The organism is Variovorax ginsengisoli, assembly GCF_030811835.1.
In the GTDB taxonomy this organism is placed as follows: domain Bacteria; phylum Pseudomonadota; class Gammaproteobacteria; order Burkholderiales; family Burkholderiaceae_C; genus Variovorax; species Variovorax ginsengisoli_C.
In genome coordinates, this window is record NZ_JAUSRO010000002.1 from 113,427 (window position 1) to 130,984 (window position 17,558).

Here is a 17,558-nt window from a genome sequence, read left to right on the forward strand (position 1 = left end):
CTAGTGACCGGTGCGGATCGCCAGCGACACGGTGAAGATCCCCCACTCATCGACGCGCTGGGCGATCTTGCGAAAGCCCGCGGCCTCGACCAACTGGTCCATCTCGGCCTGCGTGCGGCGGCGCATCACCCACGCTTCCCCCTGGCGGTGGCTGGTGAGCGCGCGCGCAATCATCTCCAGCTGCGGGTGCCAGGGTTGGTTGGTGTAGACGAGGTAGCCGCCATCTTCCACTGCATCGCCCACACCCGCGAGCGAGCGGCTGACCATTTCGTTGTCGGGGAACAGCTCGTAGAGGCCCGACACCACGGCCAGCGTGGGGCGTGGCACGACGCTGCCGACGCTCATTCGGTCGAAGGCGTCGGCCTGCACGAACTGGGCGACGTCTTCGAGGCCCTTCTCCGCGATCAGCGCCCGGCCGTCGCGCACGTTGATCTCGCTGTAGTCGCGCAGCAGCACCGAACTGGCGCGCACCGGGCTTGTGACCACCGCGTCGAGCACGTAACGGCCATGGCCGGCAGCGATGTCCATCAGCCGCACTTCGCGGTGCTTGCGCACCAGGCGTTCCATGGCATCGCGCAGGAACTCCTCCACGTGGATCTTGCGCTGGCGGATGCCGCGCCAGCCGATCGATTCGAGGTAGGTGCGGTCGATCGACCGCCCTAGGCTGCCGCGGCCAGCCGGTTGGTTGCGGTAGACATAGTCGAGCGTGCTGCCCGAATCGAAGCCGGTGGCGTGACCGAGCTTGACGCCCTCCGACAGGCGGCCGCCCAGCCGCAGGCTGGCGCGCGTGAGTGCCCAGTAGATGCCGCGTGGCGACAGCGCCGGCAGTGGCGCGGCCAGCCTGCGCGACTCCTCGGCGGTGTCGCCGCGCAGGTGCGCCTCGCGCAGGTCGACCGGTTGCGGCGCGGTGTCGAAGCGCTCCAGCACGAAAGCGCGCACGCCCTGCACGGCGGCTGCGCGGTCGCGTTCGCCGAGCGTGTCGTGAAAGAAGCCCGGCAACTCGACCTTCGTCTTGACGGCGCTGCCCAGCCGCTCGAAGAACCGGTGCTGCGGCTTGTGGTGCACCACCCAGTCGGCGCCAGAGATGAGCAACTGCACCGGCAGCGTGATGGCGTTGGCGTCGGCCACCACCCGGTCGGCGGCGGCGTACAGGTCGAGCAGGATGTTGACCGCAATGGGCCGCGAGATCAGCGGATCGCGCTCGTAGCTGGCGATGCGCTCGGGGTCGTGCGTGAGGAACTTGGGTTTGACGTAGCTGTTGACGAAGAACAGCCCGCGCAGCTTGTGCATCAGCCCCAGGCCGGCGCGCGCAAAGGGCACGTAGAGCTTGACCTTGAAGGCCGGCGAAGCCAGCGTGAGGCCGCGCACCTTGGGGGCGTAGTCGTGCGCCCAGGTGGCGATCAGCACCGCGCCCACGCTCTGGGCGATGACGTGGATGTCCTGCTCGGGCACGCCGTGCACGCTGCCGATGTGGTCGATGAAGGTCTGCACGTCGCGCACCGAGGTCGCGAAGCTCGGGCTGTGGCCGCGCGGGCCGGGCGACAGGCCGTGGCCGCGAGCGTCCCAGGCGAAGAAGTCGAAGTCGGGCAGGTCGAGCTCGTCGACCAGGTGCGCCATGCGCGCGCCGTGCTCATGGCCGCGGTGAAAGAGCACGACCGCGCCCCGTCGGTGGGGGGTCGTCGCGGGCCAGTGGCGGTAGAAAAGGGAAACGTGGTCGTGGGTCTCGAAATGGTGTTCTTGCGGTACGCGTGGTTCTGTCATGAAATCCCTGTCTCAGATGATGGGTGGGCCGCTGATCTCGGCCAGCGCGCGGCGGACCCGGTTCACGATGGTCCAGGCGACCAGCAGGGCCAGCAATGGCATCAGCCATGCGGTCCATGCGGGCAACGGCCCGCCGAGGGCCACGTAGAGTCCGAGGGCGCCAAAGACGAAGGCACGGTCGCTCTTGCCGAGCGGGCCGTCGTAACGGCGTGACGCGCCAACGGTCGGGCCAAGGGCGCCGGTGAATTCGCTCAGCCCTGCCAGCACGATCACCGTGCCGACCCAGAAGGGGCTGAAGGGCAGCACCAGCGCGAAGGGGAGGTAGAGCGCCGCGTCGGAGACGACGTCCGTCAGCTCGTTGAGGAAGGCGCCCAGTGCGCTTTGCTGGTGATGTTCGCGCGCCAGCATGCCGTCGATGGCGTTGAACGCCATGCGCAGGAACATCCACAGCGGGACCAGCGCGAACGCGCCGAGCGGCGGGGCTGCGAAGAAGAGCCAGAGGCCCAGCGCCACGGAGAGCCCGCAGGCGGCGATCGTGACCTGGTTGGCGGTGACCCCAGCCCGATGCAGGCGCAGCACCAGCGGTCTCAGCAGGGCCTGAAAGCGCGGCTTCAGCTCGTAGATCGACAAACTTATCCCCTCTGTTCTTGTAAGAGCGGCGATTCTCACTCGCCGCCCTGCGCGATCCTGTCGTCCGCAGCGCCGTCATCGCGAACTAAACTCTGCCAACGTTGCCTTATTGCACATGACCATCCAGACCGACGATTTTGCACCGCCCCTCCCGCGCATGGTGTCTGCCGCGCCCGCCTCGCCCAACGAGGAAGCGATCGAGCGCGCGCTGCGCCCCAAGCTGCTGCAGGAGTATGTCGGCCAGGCCAAGGTGCGCGAGCAACTGGAGATCTTCATCGGCGCGGCCCGCAAGCGCGGCGAGGCGCTCGACCATGTGCTGCTGTTCGGCCCGCCCGGACTGGGCAAGACCACGCTCAGTCACATCATCGCGGCCGAGCTGGGCGTGAACCTGCGCCAGACCTCCGGGCCGGTGCTGGAAAAGCCCAAGGATCTTGCGGCGCTTTTGACCAACCTCGAGCGCAACGACGTGCTCTTCATCGACGAGATCCACCGCCTGTCGCCCGTGGTCGAGGAAATCCTCTACCCCGCGCTGGAGGACTACCAGATCGACATCATGATCGGCGAAGGCCCGGCTGCGCGCAGCATCAAGCTCGACCTGCAGCCGTTCACGCTGGTCGGGGCGACCACCCGCGCGGGCATGCTGACCAACCCGCTGCGCGACCGCTTCGGCATCGTCTCGCGGCTGGAGTTCTACACGGCCGAAGAACTGGCGCGCATCGTCACGCGCAGCGCCGGGCTCCTGAACGTGCCGATGGACGCGGCCGGCGGCTTCGAGATCGCGCGCCGCTCGCGCGGCACGCCGCGCATTGCCAACCGCCTGCTGCGCCGGGTGCGCGATTACGCCGAGGTCAAGGGCGACGGCCGCATCACCGAGGACATCGCGCACCGGGCGCTCGCCATGCTGGACGTCGACCCGCAGGGCTTCGACTTGATGGACCGCAAGCTGCTCGAAGCCGTGATCCATCGCTTTGACGGTGGGCCGGTCGGGCTGGACAACATTGCTGCGAGCATCGGCGAGGAGTCGGGCACGATCGAGGACGTGATCGAGCCCTACCTGATCCAGCAGGGCTACCTGCAGCGCACGCCGCGCGGTCGCATCGCCACGCTGGCGGCGTACCGCCACCTGGGTGTGGCGCCGCCGACGCGCGACGGCGATCTGTTCGGGGCCTGAGCCGAACCGGAGCCAGGCGCTGTCACTGGCGCTGTCATTGTTGCGTCATGCCACCGCCGCGCCAGCGTCACGCACGCGGCGCAAGCTTCGGCCTCATGCAACGCGACGACGCCTTTCTTCGCGCATGGCGCGACACCTCCGGTCCTTCGTCTACCGACGCGGACGATGAACCCACGCGTGCGCCGCAGCGCTTTCGCACGTTGTGGATCTCCGACCTGCATCTGGGCACGCCCGGTTGCCAGGCGCGCGCGCTGCTCGACTTCCTCAAGCACACCGAGTCCGAGACGCTGTTCCTGGTCGGCGACATCATCGACGGCTGGCAGCTCAAGCGCCATTGGTACTGGCCGCAGGCGCACAACGACGTGGTGCAGAAGCTGCTGCGCAAGGCCCGCAAGGGCACGCGCGTGATCTTCATCCCCGGCAACCACGACGAGTTCGCCCGCAAGTACCTGAACCACAACTTCGGCGGCATCGACGTGGCGGACGACTGGATCCACGAGACCGCCGACGGTCGCAAGCTCTGGATCATGCATGGCGACCTGTTCGATGGCGTGATCCAGTGTGCCAAATGGCTGGCGCACGTGGGCGATTCGCTCTACGAATTCACGCTGCGCCTGAACCGGCACCTGAACTCGCTGCGCGCGCGCATGGGGTTGCCCTACTGGTCGCTCTCCAAGTACCTCAAGCTCAAGGTCAAGCGCGCGGTGAGCTACGTCGGCGACTTCGAGACCGCTGTGGCGCGCGAGGCCCGCAAGCGTGGCGTGCAGGGCGTGGTGTGCGGCCATATCCATCATGCGGAGATGCGCGACATCGACGGCATGCTCTACTGCAACGACGGCGACTGGGTCGAGAGCCTGACGGCGCTGGCCGAGCGTGCGGACGGCACGCTGGAGATCCTGCACTGGTCCGAGCACATGCCGCGGATGGTGCGCTCGAAGAAGGAAAAGGCCGCGAACCGGGACACCGTCGCGGCATGAAGGCACGCGCCAGCGCGGCTGGCGGTGGCGACGTGGCGCGCATTGGGTAAACTCCTGCGCATGTTGTCCTGGCTGCGTCTGGTCATGTTGTGGGCCGTCATGCTCGCTGTCCCCTTGCAGGGCTATGCGGCGGCGACCATGGCTTTCTGCGCGCCCACGGGCACTCCAGCCGCCGCCGGGACGACACTGCAGCCTGTGGCGCAGGCCGATCACGGCAACCACGGCCATGCTGCGGCGCCGGACCATGGCGCGCATGCCACACACGCCGGCCACACCGGTACCCATGCGCAGCACGCCGAAACCGCGGCCGATGTTTCTGATGGCCATCACGCCCATGCCGATGGCGGCGCCGCGCACAAGTGCGGCAACTGCGGGGCTTGCCACGCGCTTGGGTTGACTTCGGCGCTGCTGCAGTTCGTGCCCCACGTGCTGCCGCCCGCCGATCTGGTGGAGCCTTTCCACCCCGTGGCCAGCGTCGCGCCACGTCTTCTCGACAAGCCTCCTCGCGTCTGACGATGCGTTCGCACGCCCGTGAAAAGTCACGGGTGTCGGCGCACGCCCATGCATCGCACGTCTGCCTTGCGCCCTGAACACGGGCGCGTCGGCCGACGCACCCCGTTCATGACTTCGCGAGGATCCCATGTCCCACATCACGACAGCCCGTTGGCTGTTGACCCTTCCGTTGGCAAGCTCGGCATTCGGCGCGTTCGCGCAGGCCGCACCGCCGCTGTCGACCTACCGTTCGGCCATGGCCGGCTACCGCAGCTTTGCCGACGAGAAGCCGGTTCCCTGGAAAGAGGCCAACGAGATCGTTCACCGCCGTGGTGGCTGGAAGGCCTATGCGACGGAGGCCGAAACGTCGGGGGCGGCCGAGGATCGCAACGAGGCGCACGGCCATGCCGGGCATGCGGTGCTGAATCCGAGCACGCCGCACATGCCGAACACGCCACAAGCGACGGATGACGCGAAGGGGCGGCCATGAAGCACCCGCCGCGCCTTGCCGCCTGCGCTGCAGCCCTGGCCGCCGCAGTGTCGCTGGCAGGTTGTGCCTCTGCCGGGATCGACGAGGCGCTCCAGGAGACCCACTTGCGTGCCGCGGCCTTTACCGGTGGCACGCTGGCGCTGGACCGCACCCCGGCCGACCGCGATCGCTCCGCCGCGCTCAGCCGCGACCTGCTGGCCCAGCCACTGACCCAGGACGCTGCCGTGCAGCTGGCGCTGGCCAACAGCCCGGCCGTCCAGGCACTGATGGCGCAGGGTGCGGCCGACGTTGCCGCGGCGGGGCAGGCCGCGCGCCTGCCCAACCCGGTGTTGGCCTTCGAGCGCCTGCGTCTGGGCAGCGAACTGGAACTGGGGCGCCTGCTCTCCTTCGGCTTGCTGGATGTGCTGCTGTTGCCGCAACGCGCGGCCCTCGGGCAGCGCCAGGCACAGCAGGCCCGGTTGCAGCTGACCGGCGCCGTGGTCGACCAGGTCACGCGCGTGCGGCAGGACTGGGTGCGTGCCGTGGCCGCACAGCAGTCGCTGTCGTATGCCGAGCAGGTGCAGCAATCGGCCGAGGCCAGCGCCGAGCTGGCGCTGCGCATGCAGCGCGTGGGGAACTTCAGCCGGCTGCAGCGCGCGCGCCAGCAGGTCTTCTATGCCGACGCGACCACCGAACTCGCCGTGGCGCGCCATGCGGCGACGGCCACGCGCGAAGCGCTGGTGCGCAGCCTTGGGCTCGACGACGTGCAGGCCGCGCAGCTGCGCCTGCCTGAGCGCCTGGCCGAGTTGCCCAAGACGCCGCGGCAAGCGCAGGACGTAGCCGCAGCCGCAGGTGCCGAGCGCCTGGATGTGCAACTCGCCCGCACGCAGCTCGAACTGGCCGGCCGCGCGCAGGGCCTGAACCTGCTGGGCTCCTTCACCGACGTGGAAGTCGGCGGGCGTCGCGACACGGTGTTCGACAACGCCGAAGGCACGCGCAGCACGCGCCGTGGGTTCGAACTTGCCATCCGGCTGCCCCTGTTCGACTGGGGCGATGCGCAGCGCGACGCCATGAACGCACAGGCGCTGGCCGCTGCGCACCGCTACGACGCTGCCGTGCGCGACGCGTCATCGCAGCTGCGCGAGAGCTATTCGGCCTACCGCACGGCGTACGACATCGCTCGCCACTACCGTGACGAGATCGCGCCGCTGCGCCAAGCCATGGCCGACGAGAACGTGCTCCGCTACAACGGCATGCTCATCGGCGTGTTCGAGCTGCTGGCCGAGGCGCGTGACCAGATCGCGAGCGTGCGCCGCGCCATCGATGCACAGCAGCAGTTCTGGCTGGCCGATGCCGCGCTGGCCGCCACCGTCATCGGCCGTCCTGTCGGCGTGGGGGCCATCGCGTCTGCCGCACCCACCCCATCTGCTGCGCACTGAGCGCCATCCCCCCCATCACGGTCATCGACATGAACACCCACAGAAGAAACTTCCTCGGCGGCGCAGGCGCCCTCACCGGCGCGCTGGCCGCGGCCTCGGTCAGCAAGGTGGCCTTGGCCGCGCTGCCCGAACCCGTGCTGCAGACCTCGCCCGACACGATGGCGCCGCTCGCGCCCGCCACCGGTCGTCCCTACAACCCCGTCGTCACGCTCAATGGCTGGACGCTGCCCTGGCGCATGAACCAGGGCGTCAAGGAATTCCACCTGGTTGCCGAGCCGGTCGTGCGCGAGATGGCGCCGGGCTTCAAGGCTCACCTGTGGGGCTACAACGGCCAGTCGCCTGGCCCGACCATCGAGGTGGTGGAGGGCGACCGCGTGCGCATCTTCGTGACCAACCGGTTGCCCGAGCACACCAGCGTGCACTGGCACGGCCAGCGCCTGCCCAACGGCATGGACGGCGTCACCGGCCTCACGCAGCCGGGCATCGCGCCAGGCAAGACCTTTGTCTACGAATTCGTCGCCCGGCGCCCGGGCACCTTCATGTACCACCCCCATGCCGACGAGATGACGCAGATGGCCATGGGGATGATGGGCTTCTGGGTCACGCACCCGAAGGCGCGCCATCCGCTGATCGCCGAGGTGGACCGCGACTTCGTGTTCCTGCTCAACGCCTACGACATCGAGCCCGGCAGCGCCACGCCCAAGACGATGACCATGCTCGACTTCAACCTGTGGTCGTGGAACAGCCGCATCTTCCCGGGCATCGATTCGCTCAACGTGCGGCTGCATGACAGGGTGCGCATCCGCGTGGGCAACCTGACCATGACCAACCACCCGATCCACCTGCACGGCCACGAGTTCGAGGTGACCGGCACCGACGGCGGGCCGGTGCCGCGCGGCGCGCGCTGGCCCGAGGTCACGACCGACGTGGCGGTGGGCCAGATGCGCCAGCTCGAGTTCGTGGCCGACGAGGAGGGCGACTGGGCCGTGCATTGCCACAAGAGCCACCACACGATGAATGCGATGGGCCACGACGTCCCGACGCTCATCGGCGTGGACCACAAGGACCTGGCCCGCAAGATCACGAACCTGGTGCCCGACTACATGGTCATGGGCGAACGCGGCATGGCCGACATGGCCGAGATGCAGATGCCCATTCCCGACAACACCGCGCCGATGATGGGCGGCCGGGGGCCGTTCGGGTCGGTCGAGATGGGCGGCATGTTCAGCGTGCTCAAGGTACGCCGCGACCAGAAGCCGGGCGATTACGCGAACCCCGGTTGGTTCAAGCACCCGCCGGGCACGGTCGCCCGCGAATTCGATGGCGCGCTGGCGGCACCGGCGCGCACGCGCGACGCGGGCTCGGCGGCCATGCCCGCGCAGCACACGCCGACCAGGAACATCGAAGTGCAAGTCCGCAAGCCCGGCACGCACACCGGACATTGACGCCACCCCGTGCGCTCTGACTTTTTTCAATCACCCCCAAGCTCGAGGAAACCCATGAAAACGCTTCATTCCACTCTGTTCATCGCCGCCGTTCTGGCCTGCGCCAGTACCTTCGCCTCCAGCCAGCACGCAGGCGGCCACGACCATGCCGATGCGACCGAGGACCCGAACATGGTCACGCTCGCTGCCGGCAAGGTCGACTTCGCCTGCCTGCAGCCCGGTCACTACGACGCGGGCATGAAGGGCGTCGTCAGCGTGGCAAAGGCTTCGAAATGAGCACGGCCCGTCCAACCGGCGCACGGGGAGTGCGCATGTCGGTGCGGGGCCGCAGGGCCGTTCTGGCTGTGCTGGCGACGCTCGCCGTCAGCCATGCCGCTCTGGCGCAGACCGACGCGGCGGACCTCTCCGAAGGCGAGATCCGCAAGGTCGACAAGGAAAACAGGAAGCTCACGATCAAGCACGGCCCGCTGAAGAACCTCGACATGCCCGGCATGACCATGATCTTCACGGTCCAGGACGAGGCCGTTCTCGACACGCTGCAGCCCGGCGACCGCGTCCGCTTCCAAGCCGAGAAGGCCGACGGCAAGTTCACTGTGACCCGCATCGAAGCGGCGCGCTGACCCGGTCGCGTGGCAGAGGCTCAGCGCTTGAGTGCCTGGAGCACGTGTGCCGGTCGGATCGGCAGGTCGCGCACGCGGGCGCCCACGGCGTTGAAGATCGCATTGCCGATGGCCGGGCCGACCACGGTCGTGGCCGGCTCGCCGAGGCCGACTGGCATCTGCGTGCTCTGGATGAATTCGATGTCCATCTCCGGCACGTCACCCATGCGCAGCGGCGTGTAGGTGTTGAGGTTGCTGTCGGCCACCGCGCCGTTGACGAAGCGGGTGCCTTCGTGCAGCGCCATGCTGGCGCCCCACAGCGCGCCGCCTTCGGTCTGAGCGAGCGCGCCGTCGGGGTGCACCAGCGTGCCCGCGTCGACCACGACCGTGAGCTTCTCCAGCTTGACGAAGCCCGTTGTGCGGTCGACATGCACACGTGCCACGCAGGCGACCCAGGTCGGCATGTCGCGTTCCTGGCCGAAGGTGGTCGCGATGCCCAGGCCGGTGTCGGCGGGCAGCTTGCTGCCCCAGCCGGCTTTCTCGGCCGCACGCTTGACCACCGCGGCCTGTCGCAGCGCGCCACCCAGTGTCGACGGCGTGCTGCCCGCGTTGCGGCCTGCGCCGTCGAGCAGCTTCAGACGGAAGGCGACCGGGTCGATCTGGCGCGCGTGCGCCGCTTCGTCGATGAACGACTCAACGGCCCAGTTCGTCCAGCCCGGCCCCACCGAACGCAGCCAGCCCGGACGGAAGGCCCGGTTGGCCAGGCTGTTCGACAGCGCGCGCACCCGTTGCGCACCCACGCTGTACCAATGGTCCGCGCCGGAGATGGCAAACGGATCGTAGGGCACGCCGTTCTTGCCCTTGGGCATGAACGCGGGCACCATGACCTCGGTCGGCCAGCCCGCCGATGCGGCGTGCTCCATGGCGACCACCTTGTTATCGGAGTCGAAGGCCATGCGGACCTTCTGGATCGAAGGCGAGCGGAACGAGTCGAAGTGCGCGTCGTCCGGGCGTGTGAACACGACCTTGACCGGCTTGCCCAGCGCCTTGGCCGCAAGTGCGGCGGGCACGGCATAGTCGCCGTTGAGCCGGCGCCCGAAGCCTCCGCCGAGCAGGTACGTCCACATGACGATCTTCTTCGCGTCCACGCCCAGCGCCTTGGCGAGCGTCGGGAGGATCAGCGACTGCCACTGGTTGCCCGTGTGGATCTGCCAGATGCCGTCCTTCTCGAAGGCGAGCGCATTCACCGGCTCGAGCTGGAAGTGCAGCACGCTCGACGTCGTGTAGGTGGCCTCGACGACGTTCGCGGCGGCCTTGAACCTGTCCTCGGCGCCGGCGTCGTCGACCACCAGCGAGCCCGGTTCGCTCGCGTCGATCTGCTTGCGGCCGAAGGCCAGGATGTCCTCTTCCGACACCTTGGCCGTGTCATCGGATTCCCACTGCACGCTGACCAGCGATGCGGCGCGGAACGCGTTGTAGGTGCTGTCGGCCAGCACCAGCACCCAGCCGGGTACGGTGTTGCTCGGATCCTGCAGCACCAGATGGCCCTGGTAGCCCGGCGCGCCCTTGGCCTTGCTGTCGTCGACCGAGATCACCTTCGAGCCGTTGCGCGTCGGCGGGATCTTCGGTGCAGCGTAGACCATGCCCTCGACCTTGGCGTCGATGCCGTAGATGGCCTGGCCATCGGTCTTGGCGGGAATGTCGAGGGCCTGCGTCGGCAGGCCGATCTGGCGGCGGTCGACCGGCTTCTTGACCGGGATCTTCTTGAGCTCGTCGGCCGTGAAGCTCGCGCTGAAACCACCCTGCTTGACGATGTCGCCGTAGCTCGCCGAACGCGCGCCGGCATGGATGCGGCCGCTGCGCGCCTCGCACTGGGCCACGTCGGCGCCCAGCATCTTCGCGCCCGCGGCCAGCAGCACCTGGCGGCCGGCCGCAGCGGCTTGGCTCAGGGGCTCGAAGCTCTGCCACACCGACCAGCTGCCGCCGGTGACCATCAGCCCCCACTTCGGATCGCTGTTCACATGGTTGATGCGCACCTGGCCCCAGTCGGCCTCCAGTTCGTCGGAGACGATGCGTGCGAGCGCCGTGCCCACGTGCTGACCCATCTCGGCACGGATGATGTTGACGGTGACGATGCCTTGCGGATCGATGCCGTACCAGATGCTGGGCTCGAAATTGCCACTCTGTGCGGCCTCGGCCGGGTTGTCGACGCTCATCGCATTGCGCGCGAAGGCCAGCACGAGGCCGGTCGATGCGGACGCGACAAGGAAGCCGCGCCGGGAGAGCACGGACGTGGCGGCGGCGCCGGCGCGGTTCAGGCGATCAAACATGTTTGCCTGCCTCCGGCTGGGGTGCCGTGGTGCCCGCCATTTCGGCGGCGGCGATCTTGATGGCCTTGCGAATGCGGACATACGCCATGCACCGGCACAGGCTGCCCTGCATGACGCCGTCGATGTCTGCGTCGCTCGGCTGCGCAATGTCCTTGAGCATCGCTGCGGCCTGCATGATCTGTCCCGACTGGCAGTAGCCGCACTGCGGCACCTGGCATTCGACCCAGGCCTTCTGCAGCGGATGCGGCTGCGCGGCCGGCGCGAGCCCTTCGATGGTGGTGATCGATGCACCCGCGACCAGGCTGACCGGCGTGATGCACGAGCGGGTGGCGCGCCCGGCGATGTGTACCGTGCACGCGCCGCACATGCCAATGCCGCAGCCGAACTTGGTGCCGGTCAGATTGGCGTGCTCGCGGATGACCCAGAGCAGCGGGGTGTCGTCGGCCACGTCGGCCGACATGGGTTTGCCGTTGAGTTCGAAATTGATCATGGTTCTAGTTCTTCTTGGCGTCGTCGCGCTGCTTGGCCACCAGTTGCGCCACGCCCTGCCAGGGCGGAAGGTCGGTGCGCGTCTTGCGCAGATAGGTCACCAGGGCAGCGATGTCGTCGTTGGTCAGTGCCGTGCCGAAGGCCGGCATCATGGCCTCGGGCAGGCCTTCCTTGAGGCTCACGCCGTGCAGGATGACGTTGACGAGATTGGTCGGGTCGGCCGCACTCAGCGAACTCTTGAGACCCAGCTCGGGCCGCGCCGCCTGGGGCCCGGACAGCGCGTTGTAGTGGCAGGCCGCGCAGGCCGCCGCATAGACGTTGGCACCGCGTTCGACCGTCTGGCTGGCATCGAAGCGCGACCGGGCCAGCGCGCCGGCGACGACTTGCGCCACGTCGACGTTCCTGCTCGCCGAGCCGTTCATGCTGGCGAAATAGTGGGCGACGGCATGCACGTCGCTGTCATCCACCAAGGCCATGCCCTGGTACACGACATGCGACATCGGACCTGCGGCGACCCCGTGGTAGGCGGTACCGCCCTTGCGCAGGTAACTGTAGAGTTCGTCGGCGTTCCACGGCACGGGCGAGTTGTTCGACGCATTCAGCGCCGGGGCGAACCAGCCGTCGACCACCGCGCCCGCATAGCGTGCATCGCCCGTCTTCTCGGCGCCCAGCGCATTGCGCGGCGTGTGGCAGGAGGCGCAATGCGCGAGGCCTTCGGCCAGGTAGGCGCCGCGATTCCATTCGGCGGTCTGGGTGGTGACCGGCTCGTAGCGGCCCTCCTTGAAGAACAGCAACTTCCAGCCTGCCTGCAACAGACGCACGTTGAGCGGGAAGGGCATGTCGGGCGCCTTGGGCGCCTGGCTCACGGCCGGCTGGCTCATCAGGTAGGCGTAGAGCGCCTTCACGTCCTCGTTGGACGTCTTCGTGAAGCGGTCGTACGGGAACGCCGGAAACAGATGGGACCCATCGCGCGCCACGCCCTCGTGCATGGCACGGGTGAAGGCGGCCAGCGACCAGCTGCCGATGCCGGTCGCGGCGTCGGGTGTGATGTTGGTGGTGTAGATGGTGCCGAAGCCCGTGACCATTGGCAGCCCGCCGGCGAAGGGCTTGCCGCCCGCAGCCGTGTGACAGGTGACGCAGTAGCCCGCGGCAGCGAGTTTTTCGCCCCGCTGGATCTCCGTCGTGTCGAAGGAGATGGGAGCCGGTGGCGTGACCGGTGCAATGGCGGGCTTGATCGCCCAGGCGGTGAACCCGACCAACCCCGCGACGACGCACGCGCCGCCCCAGAGCAGCCGCCGGGCCGCTTTACTTTTCCCCATGGGTATTTCCTTGTTATTTGTGGGGGTAGTCTGCCTGAAGCTGGCGATTGAAGGCGGAGATGGTGGCTTTGGCCTTGGGGTGCGGTCAGTCACTTTGATGATGCCATTGCGCAAAGTCGGCTAAGTGCCGCAGCCCTGGTCGCGGCACACTCGACGGCAATGAGAACCCACCGTGCCGAACAGACCTACCGAAAGCGCGTAGCGCGCGTCGTTGTTCGCTTCGTGTTCAAAGCGGCATCGCCCGCGATCACGTTGCTGCTCGTCGCATTCATGGTCGCGGCCGCAGCACGCGAGGTTGCTAAGCGCCCCAAGCAACGTCTTGCAAAGTGGCAACTACTGCCTCGGCGTGCGGGTGGACCATTTGCGCTGACGGCGGGCGGCGCCGGCAGGCCACTGGCAATGCCGGAAAGATGAGCAGATACCGAGCCCCGCACTGCGATCGCCATCAGCGTGCAGTACCGCCCAGCTTGTCGAAATCACTGTCCAGCCGTGCCAGCGATGAAGAAATGCGTGCCCGGCTGCCCTGGATCCAGGCGTCCTGCTGCACGACGCGCTGCTGCGCCTCCTTCACCATTCGCTCCATCTCGGCTGGCTGCGGTCCGCCGGCGGTCTGGCGGTTTTGAACGATCGCGATCGGGTTGAGTGTGGAGCGAAATTCGGACTCCGACATCGGCAGCACCTGGGCGAAGTCCGAACCCTTGGCCGTTTCGGCGTAGATGCGCTGCGCCTCGGCATACGGGAAGTCCAGCGGCTTGATGTTCTTGGCCTTGGCGTACTCGACCACTTCGGAGGCGAAGTGGTGCCCGGCGCGAAACGGCAGCTTGTAGTTGCGCATCAGCACGTCGGCGAGTTCCTGCGAGGCCGTCCAGTCGCTGTTGAGCTCTTCGAGCGCGCGGTTGGGGTCAATCACCAGGTTATTCAGGATACGGTCCCAGTTGTTGAGCACGGTGATCGCGCTCTGAAGCATTGCGGTGTTGTTGCGACCGTCCTTGGGGTCCTGCATACCCGGTGGGATGTTGTGCGCCTGGATCGCTGCGCCCATACCGAGGGTGAGCGCCTGCGATGCATCGCGTCGGGTGCTGTTGAGCAGACCCGGGTTGCGTTTCTGCGGCATTGCGCTGCTCACATATGTGTTATCTCCGCCCTCCTGCAGCAAGATCCACGGTCGGGCTTGCGCATACTGCGTCATGACGTCCTCGATGAAAGTGCCGGCATGCAGCGCGATCGCCATCACGATGGCGCCAGCCTCCACCGGCTGATCTACCGCCGACACCTGTGCCGCGTCGTAGGCGTTGTCCACCGTGGAAGCGAAGCCCAGATAGTTGGCCATGCGTTTGCGATTGAGCGGCCAACTGGTGCCGTTGAGCACCGTGGTGCCCATGGGCGAGCGGTCGATGCGGGCATAGGCCTCACGGATGCGCTGCGCATCCCGATCCAGCCCCGCCGTCAGGCCCAGCAGGTAGTGGCCGTAGCTGTTGGGCTGCGCAGCCACGCCGTTTGTGTAGTTGGGCACGATGGTGGCGCGATGCTTATCGGCGAGCCGCACCATCGTGCCCGATACCTTGTTAAGCGCATCGGCCAGGTTCAGCATTTCGTCGCGCAGCATCGCAGAGCGCACGGTGGAGAGCATGTCCTGACTGGAGCGCCCTGCATGAAGAAGCGTGATCTGTGGCCCTACCGCCTCGATCAGCAACGGCTCGAACGTGATGACCAGCGTGGGCCGCTTGCCGCCCGGCTTGTCGCCATCGGCCAGCACCTTGGTGATGCCCGCGTAGGCCAGCGGCGTGATCGACTTGTCGAGCAGGCCCTCGTCGGTGTTGATGACGGCCGTTGCCTTGTTGATCTCGCCCAGCCAGAAGAATTCATCGTGCTTGGGTTTGGTTTGCGCATCTGCCTGGTCGGCGGCGAAGGACAGAGAAAAGGAGACTGCTAACGCCAGGGTGGAAAGTTTCATCGATGTCTCTTTGTAGGAATGGAGCAAACGTTGCATCGGAGCTGGTGAAGTAGCCCTGCAGTTCAGTTGCCTGGCTTCTAGTTTGCCTCCAAATGGCCGCGAATTTGAACTTCTCAAGAACCTCGACGAGCGCCAGTGATCTTGCCTCGCGTGCGGTAGGCGCGAGTGCTGGTTGTTGTGGTGCTCACGGCTAGGCGTTCGTGGTGACTGGGGGACGCCCAGTGTTTAATCACGACCGTCACCTGTAGTGTGAGTAACTAGCGGTTTTGAGACAGCGCTGGTCACATAAATGATTACGGCTCCGATCAGCGCTGCGATTAACAGCGTATTGAGACGCTCGCATGAAAAGCTCGTCTCAGGCGATGTGCAGGACTTTCAGTGAAGGGCCGAAATCGGACTTCGCGGAGAGTGTGTCGCTGCCGTTTCAAGTGCCTTATCCCATCCAGTGCAGAACCGCAGACAGGTCCAGCGGGGTTGTTGCGTGGTTCAAATTGCCGGACTGTGTCGCAGTGTTTAAGAAGCTGACTCGGTCCGTGTCAGTCTTTCCGATGCCGAGGTGCGCTTCAATGGCTCCGCCGGGCCACACCCAAATATCTTGGCCAAGGAGCGCCGCGCCGATTTGCGCAACCTGGGCTTGCATGGCCGCTGCCATCTTCTCAAAAGCCTCTGCGGGCGTTATGACTGCCTGGTTGCCTTGCTGATCTTTTCTGGCCGGAAGGCCGGACGCATCGAGGCAAAAGCCGTGCGCTGTCGCGTTGGCAGCGAACCACGCTTTGCAGTCCAGAAACTCCTGTGCTGCTGAATTAACCAGCCCTTCTCTTGGCGCGATCTTGAAAGCGAAATCGAGGTCCGCCAGGATTTTGGGTGCAAAGCCGACAGCAGCAAGAATTTGCTTCATCGGCAGCAGCGCTGAGCTACTCGACCCCGGTACGATGCAGCCCTTGTTATGGGCGTATGTATGCCCGCGGACAGTTTGATATAGCAGAGGCAACAGCATTTGCTCCGTCTTACCCTCCACTAAAAGGATGCTTTCTGAAAATAAAAAATGCGAGGCGTGCTGCAGCGAGAACAACGCTTCAGCATGATGGCCAAGTGTTTGCAAGGCGACCGCTGCCGCCTGAAGCTTATTCCGCGCGACAGTAGAGTTTGCCGCGCTCTTGTAGATCATCAGTGTGTTAAGCGCATGTGCTCGACCAATCAGGAGCGGAGAATGAGTGGAAAATATTATCTGGAAGTTCTGTTTGGATAACTGAACAAGAGACTCACGTAGGAGCTCAACGGCTTGGGGGTGTAGGTATAGCTCTGGCTCGTCGATAAGAAGAACTGTTGTTCCAACAGCATTTCCCGCTCCAGCCACGGTGAGATCCGCTAATAGCTTGATTAGGGCCATGTGTGCGCTGCGCTGCGCACCATGCCCGAAGGATGTGAATGGCCTGGGAAGACCTTGGGCATCGGACAGCGTAACAGTCGAAGATTTGAATAAATCGTCGATTGCTGGAGTCTCGAAATTCAGATGCAAAGAAAGTCCGGGGAAAAATGATGTGATCGCATCTGTCGCATCTACTTCAAAGGCGCCCAGCTCAGCCATGCGAGTTGCGCCGTTTAAGTGCCCTGACACTTGCGTGAGCGCCGCTCGCATCGCAGCGATTGCCGCCGCGTTCTGTGCATTGATCTTCGCAAGGACGTGCTTCAGCAGAAGGCCGATAGTATTTTTTGCGCCGAATTTTCCGACGTCTTCACCCGCATCTTCCATCGCCTCGATGTGTAAAGGCTCTGGGAAAAGTACCGCTAGTGCCGTGTCTAAGCCGGCCGGGTTGTCCACCCACGCTCCTGTTGCAGAGTTAAAAACATCGAGCTTGATCTGAGCAGCAGTCGTGGTGGGGCTATCCTGCCGCCGTCTGACTCGTAAGGCGCCGCCATTAACAAACGGTGTGACCGCCTGTCTTTGGTTTTGCGGCAGCAGGGCCAAATTAACGTTCTCAATCACGCCTTCAACCGTCACCGGTCGCGCAGTGTCAAAAAATCTATGGGCTGGCAAGGCGCTTTTCTTCAACAGCCAGCTTATGGCACGAAGAATGTTGGACTTTCCGGAGTTGTTATATCCGACGATTGGGTTGAAAGCAGCCAGTGGGACATCCACTGACTGGCATGAGCAAAAATTGTTAACAACGACTTGCGACAAGCGCATTTCCTTCTCCTCTTTTTTTTGATACCTTCCGTTATATCTGCCAGACGGCGAAACTTCAGTGATCTTGGGCACGTCTTGTCCGGTGAAAACCCGTAAAACTCGATGAGAATCTACGATGTGAAAAATGCGGGCCGCTTCAGCCCCGGCGAGGGTTGGTGCATCGCCATCGGCTCGTAGAAAACTGCCTCCCCTAAGCGCGCAGGTTTGTGGCGGCTAGGCAACGTGCTGCCGTGTTGCAGTGTTGCGTAAGAAATTTTGGGCAACAAAAAACCGCACTAGGCGGGTTTTTTGTGTT

15 protein-coding genes are annotated in these 17,558 nt (G+C 65.7%); 8 read left to right on the forward strand and 7 right to left on the reverse strand.

Translation table 11 applies throughout. From position 1 onward, the window contains the following. A complete protein-coding gene (locus J2W36_RS02685; RefSeq protein ID WP_307688126.1) occupies positions 1 to 1,761 on the reverse strand; it encodes a bifunctional alpha/beta hydrolase/class I SAM-dependent methyltransferase in 1,761 nt (586 codons plus the stop codon). Between the two features lie 12 nt (positions 1,762 to 1,773). Next, positions 1,774 to 2,391 (reverse strand): CDP-alcohol phosphatidyltransferase family protein, encoded by a 618-nt coding sequence (locus J2W36_RS02690; RefSeq protein ID WP_307688127.1) that lies wholly within the window; start codon positions 2,389 to 2,391, stop codon positions 1,774 to 1,776. Positions 2,392 to 2,506: 115 nt separating this feature from the next. Here J2W36_RS02690 and ruvB point away from each other — a divergent pair, with 115 nt between their 5' ends. The 8 genes from ruvB to J2W36_RS02730 all read left to right on the forward strand — a co-directional run bounded on the left by ruvB (position 2,507) and on the right by J2W36_RS02730 (position 9,004). After that, positions 2,507 to 3,562: a Holliday junction branch migration DNA helicase RuvB gene (ruvB, locus tag J2W36_RS02695; RefSeq protein ID WP_307688128.1), complete on the forward strand. Its 1,056-nt coding sequence runs from the start codon at positions 2,507 to 2,509 to the stop codon at positions 3,560 to 3,562. A gap of 95 nt (positions 3,563 to 3,657) precedes the next feature. After that, positions 3,658 to 4,539, forward strand: a complete 882-nt coding sequence (locus J2W36_RS02700; protein WP_307688129.1) for a UDP-2,3-diacylglucosamine diphosphatase — start codon at positions 3,658 to 3,660, stop codon at positions 4,537 to 4,539. A gap of 99 nt (positions 4,540 to 4,638) precedes the next feature. After that, on the forward strand, positions 4,639 to 5,052 hold the full coding sequence (locus J2W36_RS02705) for a hypothetical protein (RefSeq protein ID WP_307688130.1): 414 nt from the start codon (positions 4,639 to 4,641) through the stop codon (positions 5,050 to 5,052). A gap of 127 nt (positions 5,053 to 5,179) precedes the next feature. Then, a complete protein-coding gene (locus tag J2W36_RS02710; protein WP_307688131.1) occupies positions 5,180 to 5,521 on the forward strand; it encodes a hypothetical protein in 342 nt (113 codons plus the stop codon). Then, positions 5,518 to 6,939, forward strand: a complete 1,422-nt coding sequence (locus tag J2W36_RS02715; protein ID WP_307688132.1) for a TolC family protein — start codon at positions 5,518 to 5,520, stop codon at positions 6,937 to 6,939. Before J2W36_RS02710 ends, J2W36_RS02715 begins: the two co-directional genes overlap by 4 nt. Positions 6,940 to 6,968: 29 nt before the next feature. Then, positions 6,969 to 8,384 (forward strand): multicopper oxidase family protein, encoded by a 1,416-nt coding sequence (locus J2W36_RS02720; RefSeq protein ID WP_307688133.1) that lies wholly within the window; start codon positions 6,969 to 6,971, stop codon positions 8,382 to 8,384. Between the two features lie 54 nt (positions 8,385 to 8,438). Beyond that, positions 8,439 to 8,660 (forward strand): cupredoxin domain-containing protein, encoded by a 222-nt coding sequence (locus J2W36_RS02725; protein WP_307688441.1) that lies wholly within the window; start codon positions 8,439 to 8,441, stop codon positions 8,658 to 8,660. Continuing rightward, the gene (locus tag J2W36_RS02730) at positions 8,657 to 9,004 is read left to right on the forward strand and encodes a copper-binding protein (protein ID WP_370869246.1); all 348 of its coding nucleotides are present in this window, start codon (positions 8,657 to 8,659) and stop codon (positions 9,002 to 9,004) included. The genes J2W36_RS02725 and J2W36_RS02730 overlap by 4 nt, the downstream gene beginning before the upstream one ends. A gap of 20 nt (positions 9,005 to 9,024) precedes the next feature. Here J2W36_RS02730 and J2W36_RS02735 read toward each other — a convergent pair whose 3' ends face one another. The 5 genes from J2W36_RS02735 to J2W36_RS02760 all read right to left on the reverse strand — a co-directional run bounded on the left by J2W36_RS02735 (position 9,025) and on the right by J2W36_RS02760 (position 17,335). After that, a complete protein-coding gene (locus J2W36_RS02735; RefSeq protein WP_307688134.1) occupies positions 9,025 to 11,313 on the reverse strand; it encodes a xanthine dehydrogenase family protein molybdopterin-binding subunit in 2,289 nt (762 codons plus the stop codon). Then, complete coding sequence (locus J2W36_RS02740; protein ID WP_307688135.1) at positions 11,306 to 11,803, reverse strand: (2Fe-2S)-binding protein; 498 nt, start codon at positions 11,801 to 11,803, stop codon at positions 11,306 to 11,308. Before J2W36_RS02740 ends, J2W36_RS02735 begins: the two co-directional genes overlap by 8 nt. Before the next feature lie 4 nt (positions 11,804 to 11,807). Further along, positions 11,808 to 13,121, reverse strand: a complete 1,314-nt coding sequence (locus J2W36_RS02745; protein WP_307688136.1) for a cytochrome c — start codon at positions 13,119 to 13,121, stop codon at positions 11,808 to 11,810. A 445-nt stretch (positions 13,122 to 13,566) separates the two neighbouring features. Continuing rightward, positions 13,567 to 15,075, reverse strand: a complete 1,509-nt coding sequence (locus tag J2W36_RS02755) for a lyase family protein (protein WP_307688138.1) — start codon at positions 15,073 to 15,075, stop codon at positions 13,567 to 13,569. Between the two features lie 433 nt (positions 15,076 to 15,508). Then, positions 15,509 to 17,335, reverse strand: a complete 1,827-nt coding sequence (locus J2W36_RS02760; protein WP_307688139.1) for an ATP-dependent nuclease — start codon at positions 17,333 to 17,335, stop codon at positions 15,509 to 15,511. Positions 17,336 to 17,558 lie beyond the last annotated feature (223 nt).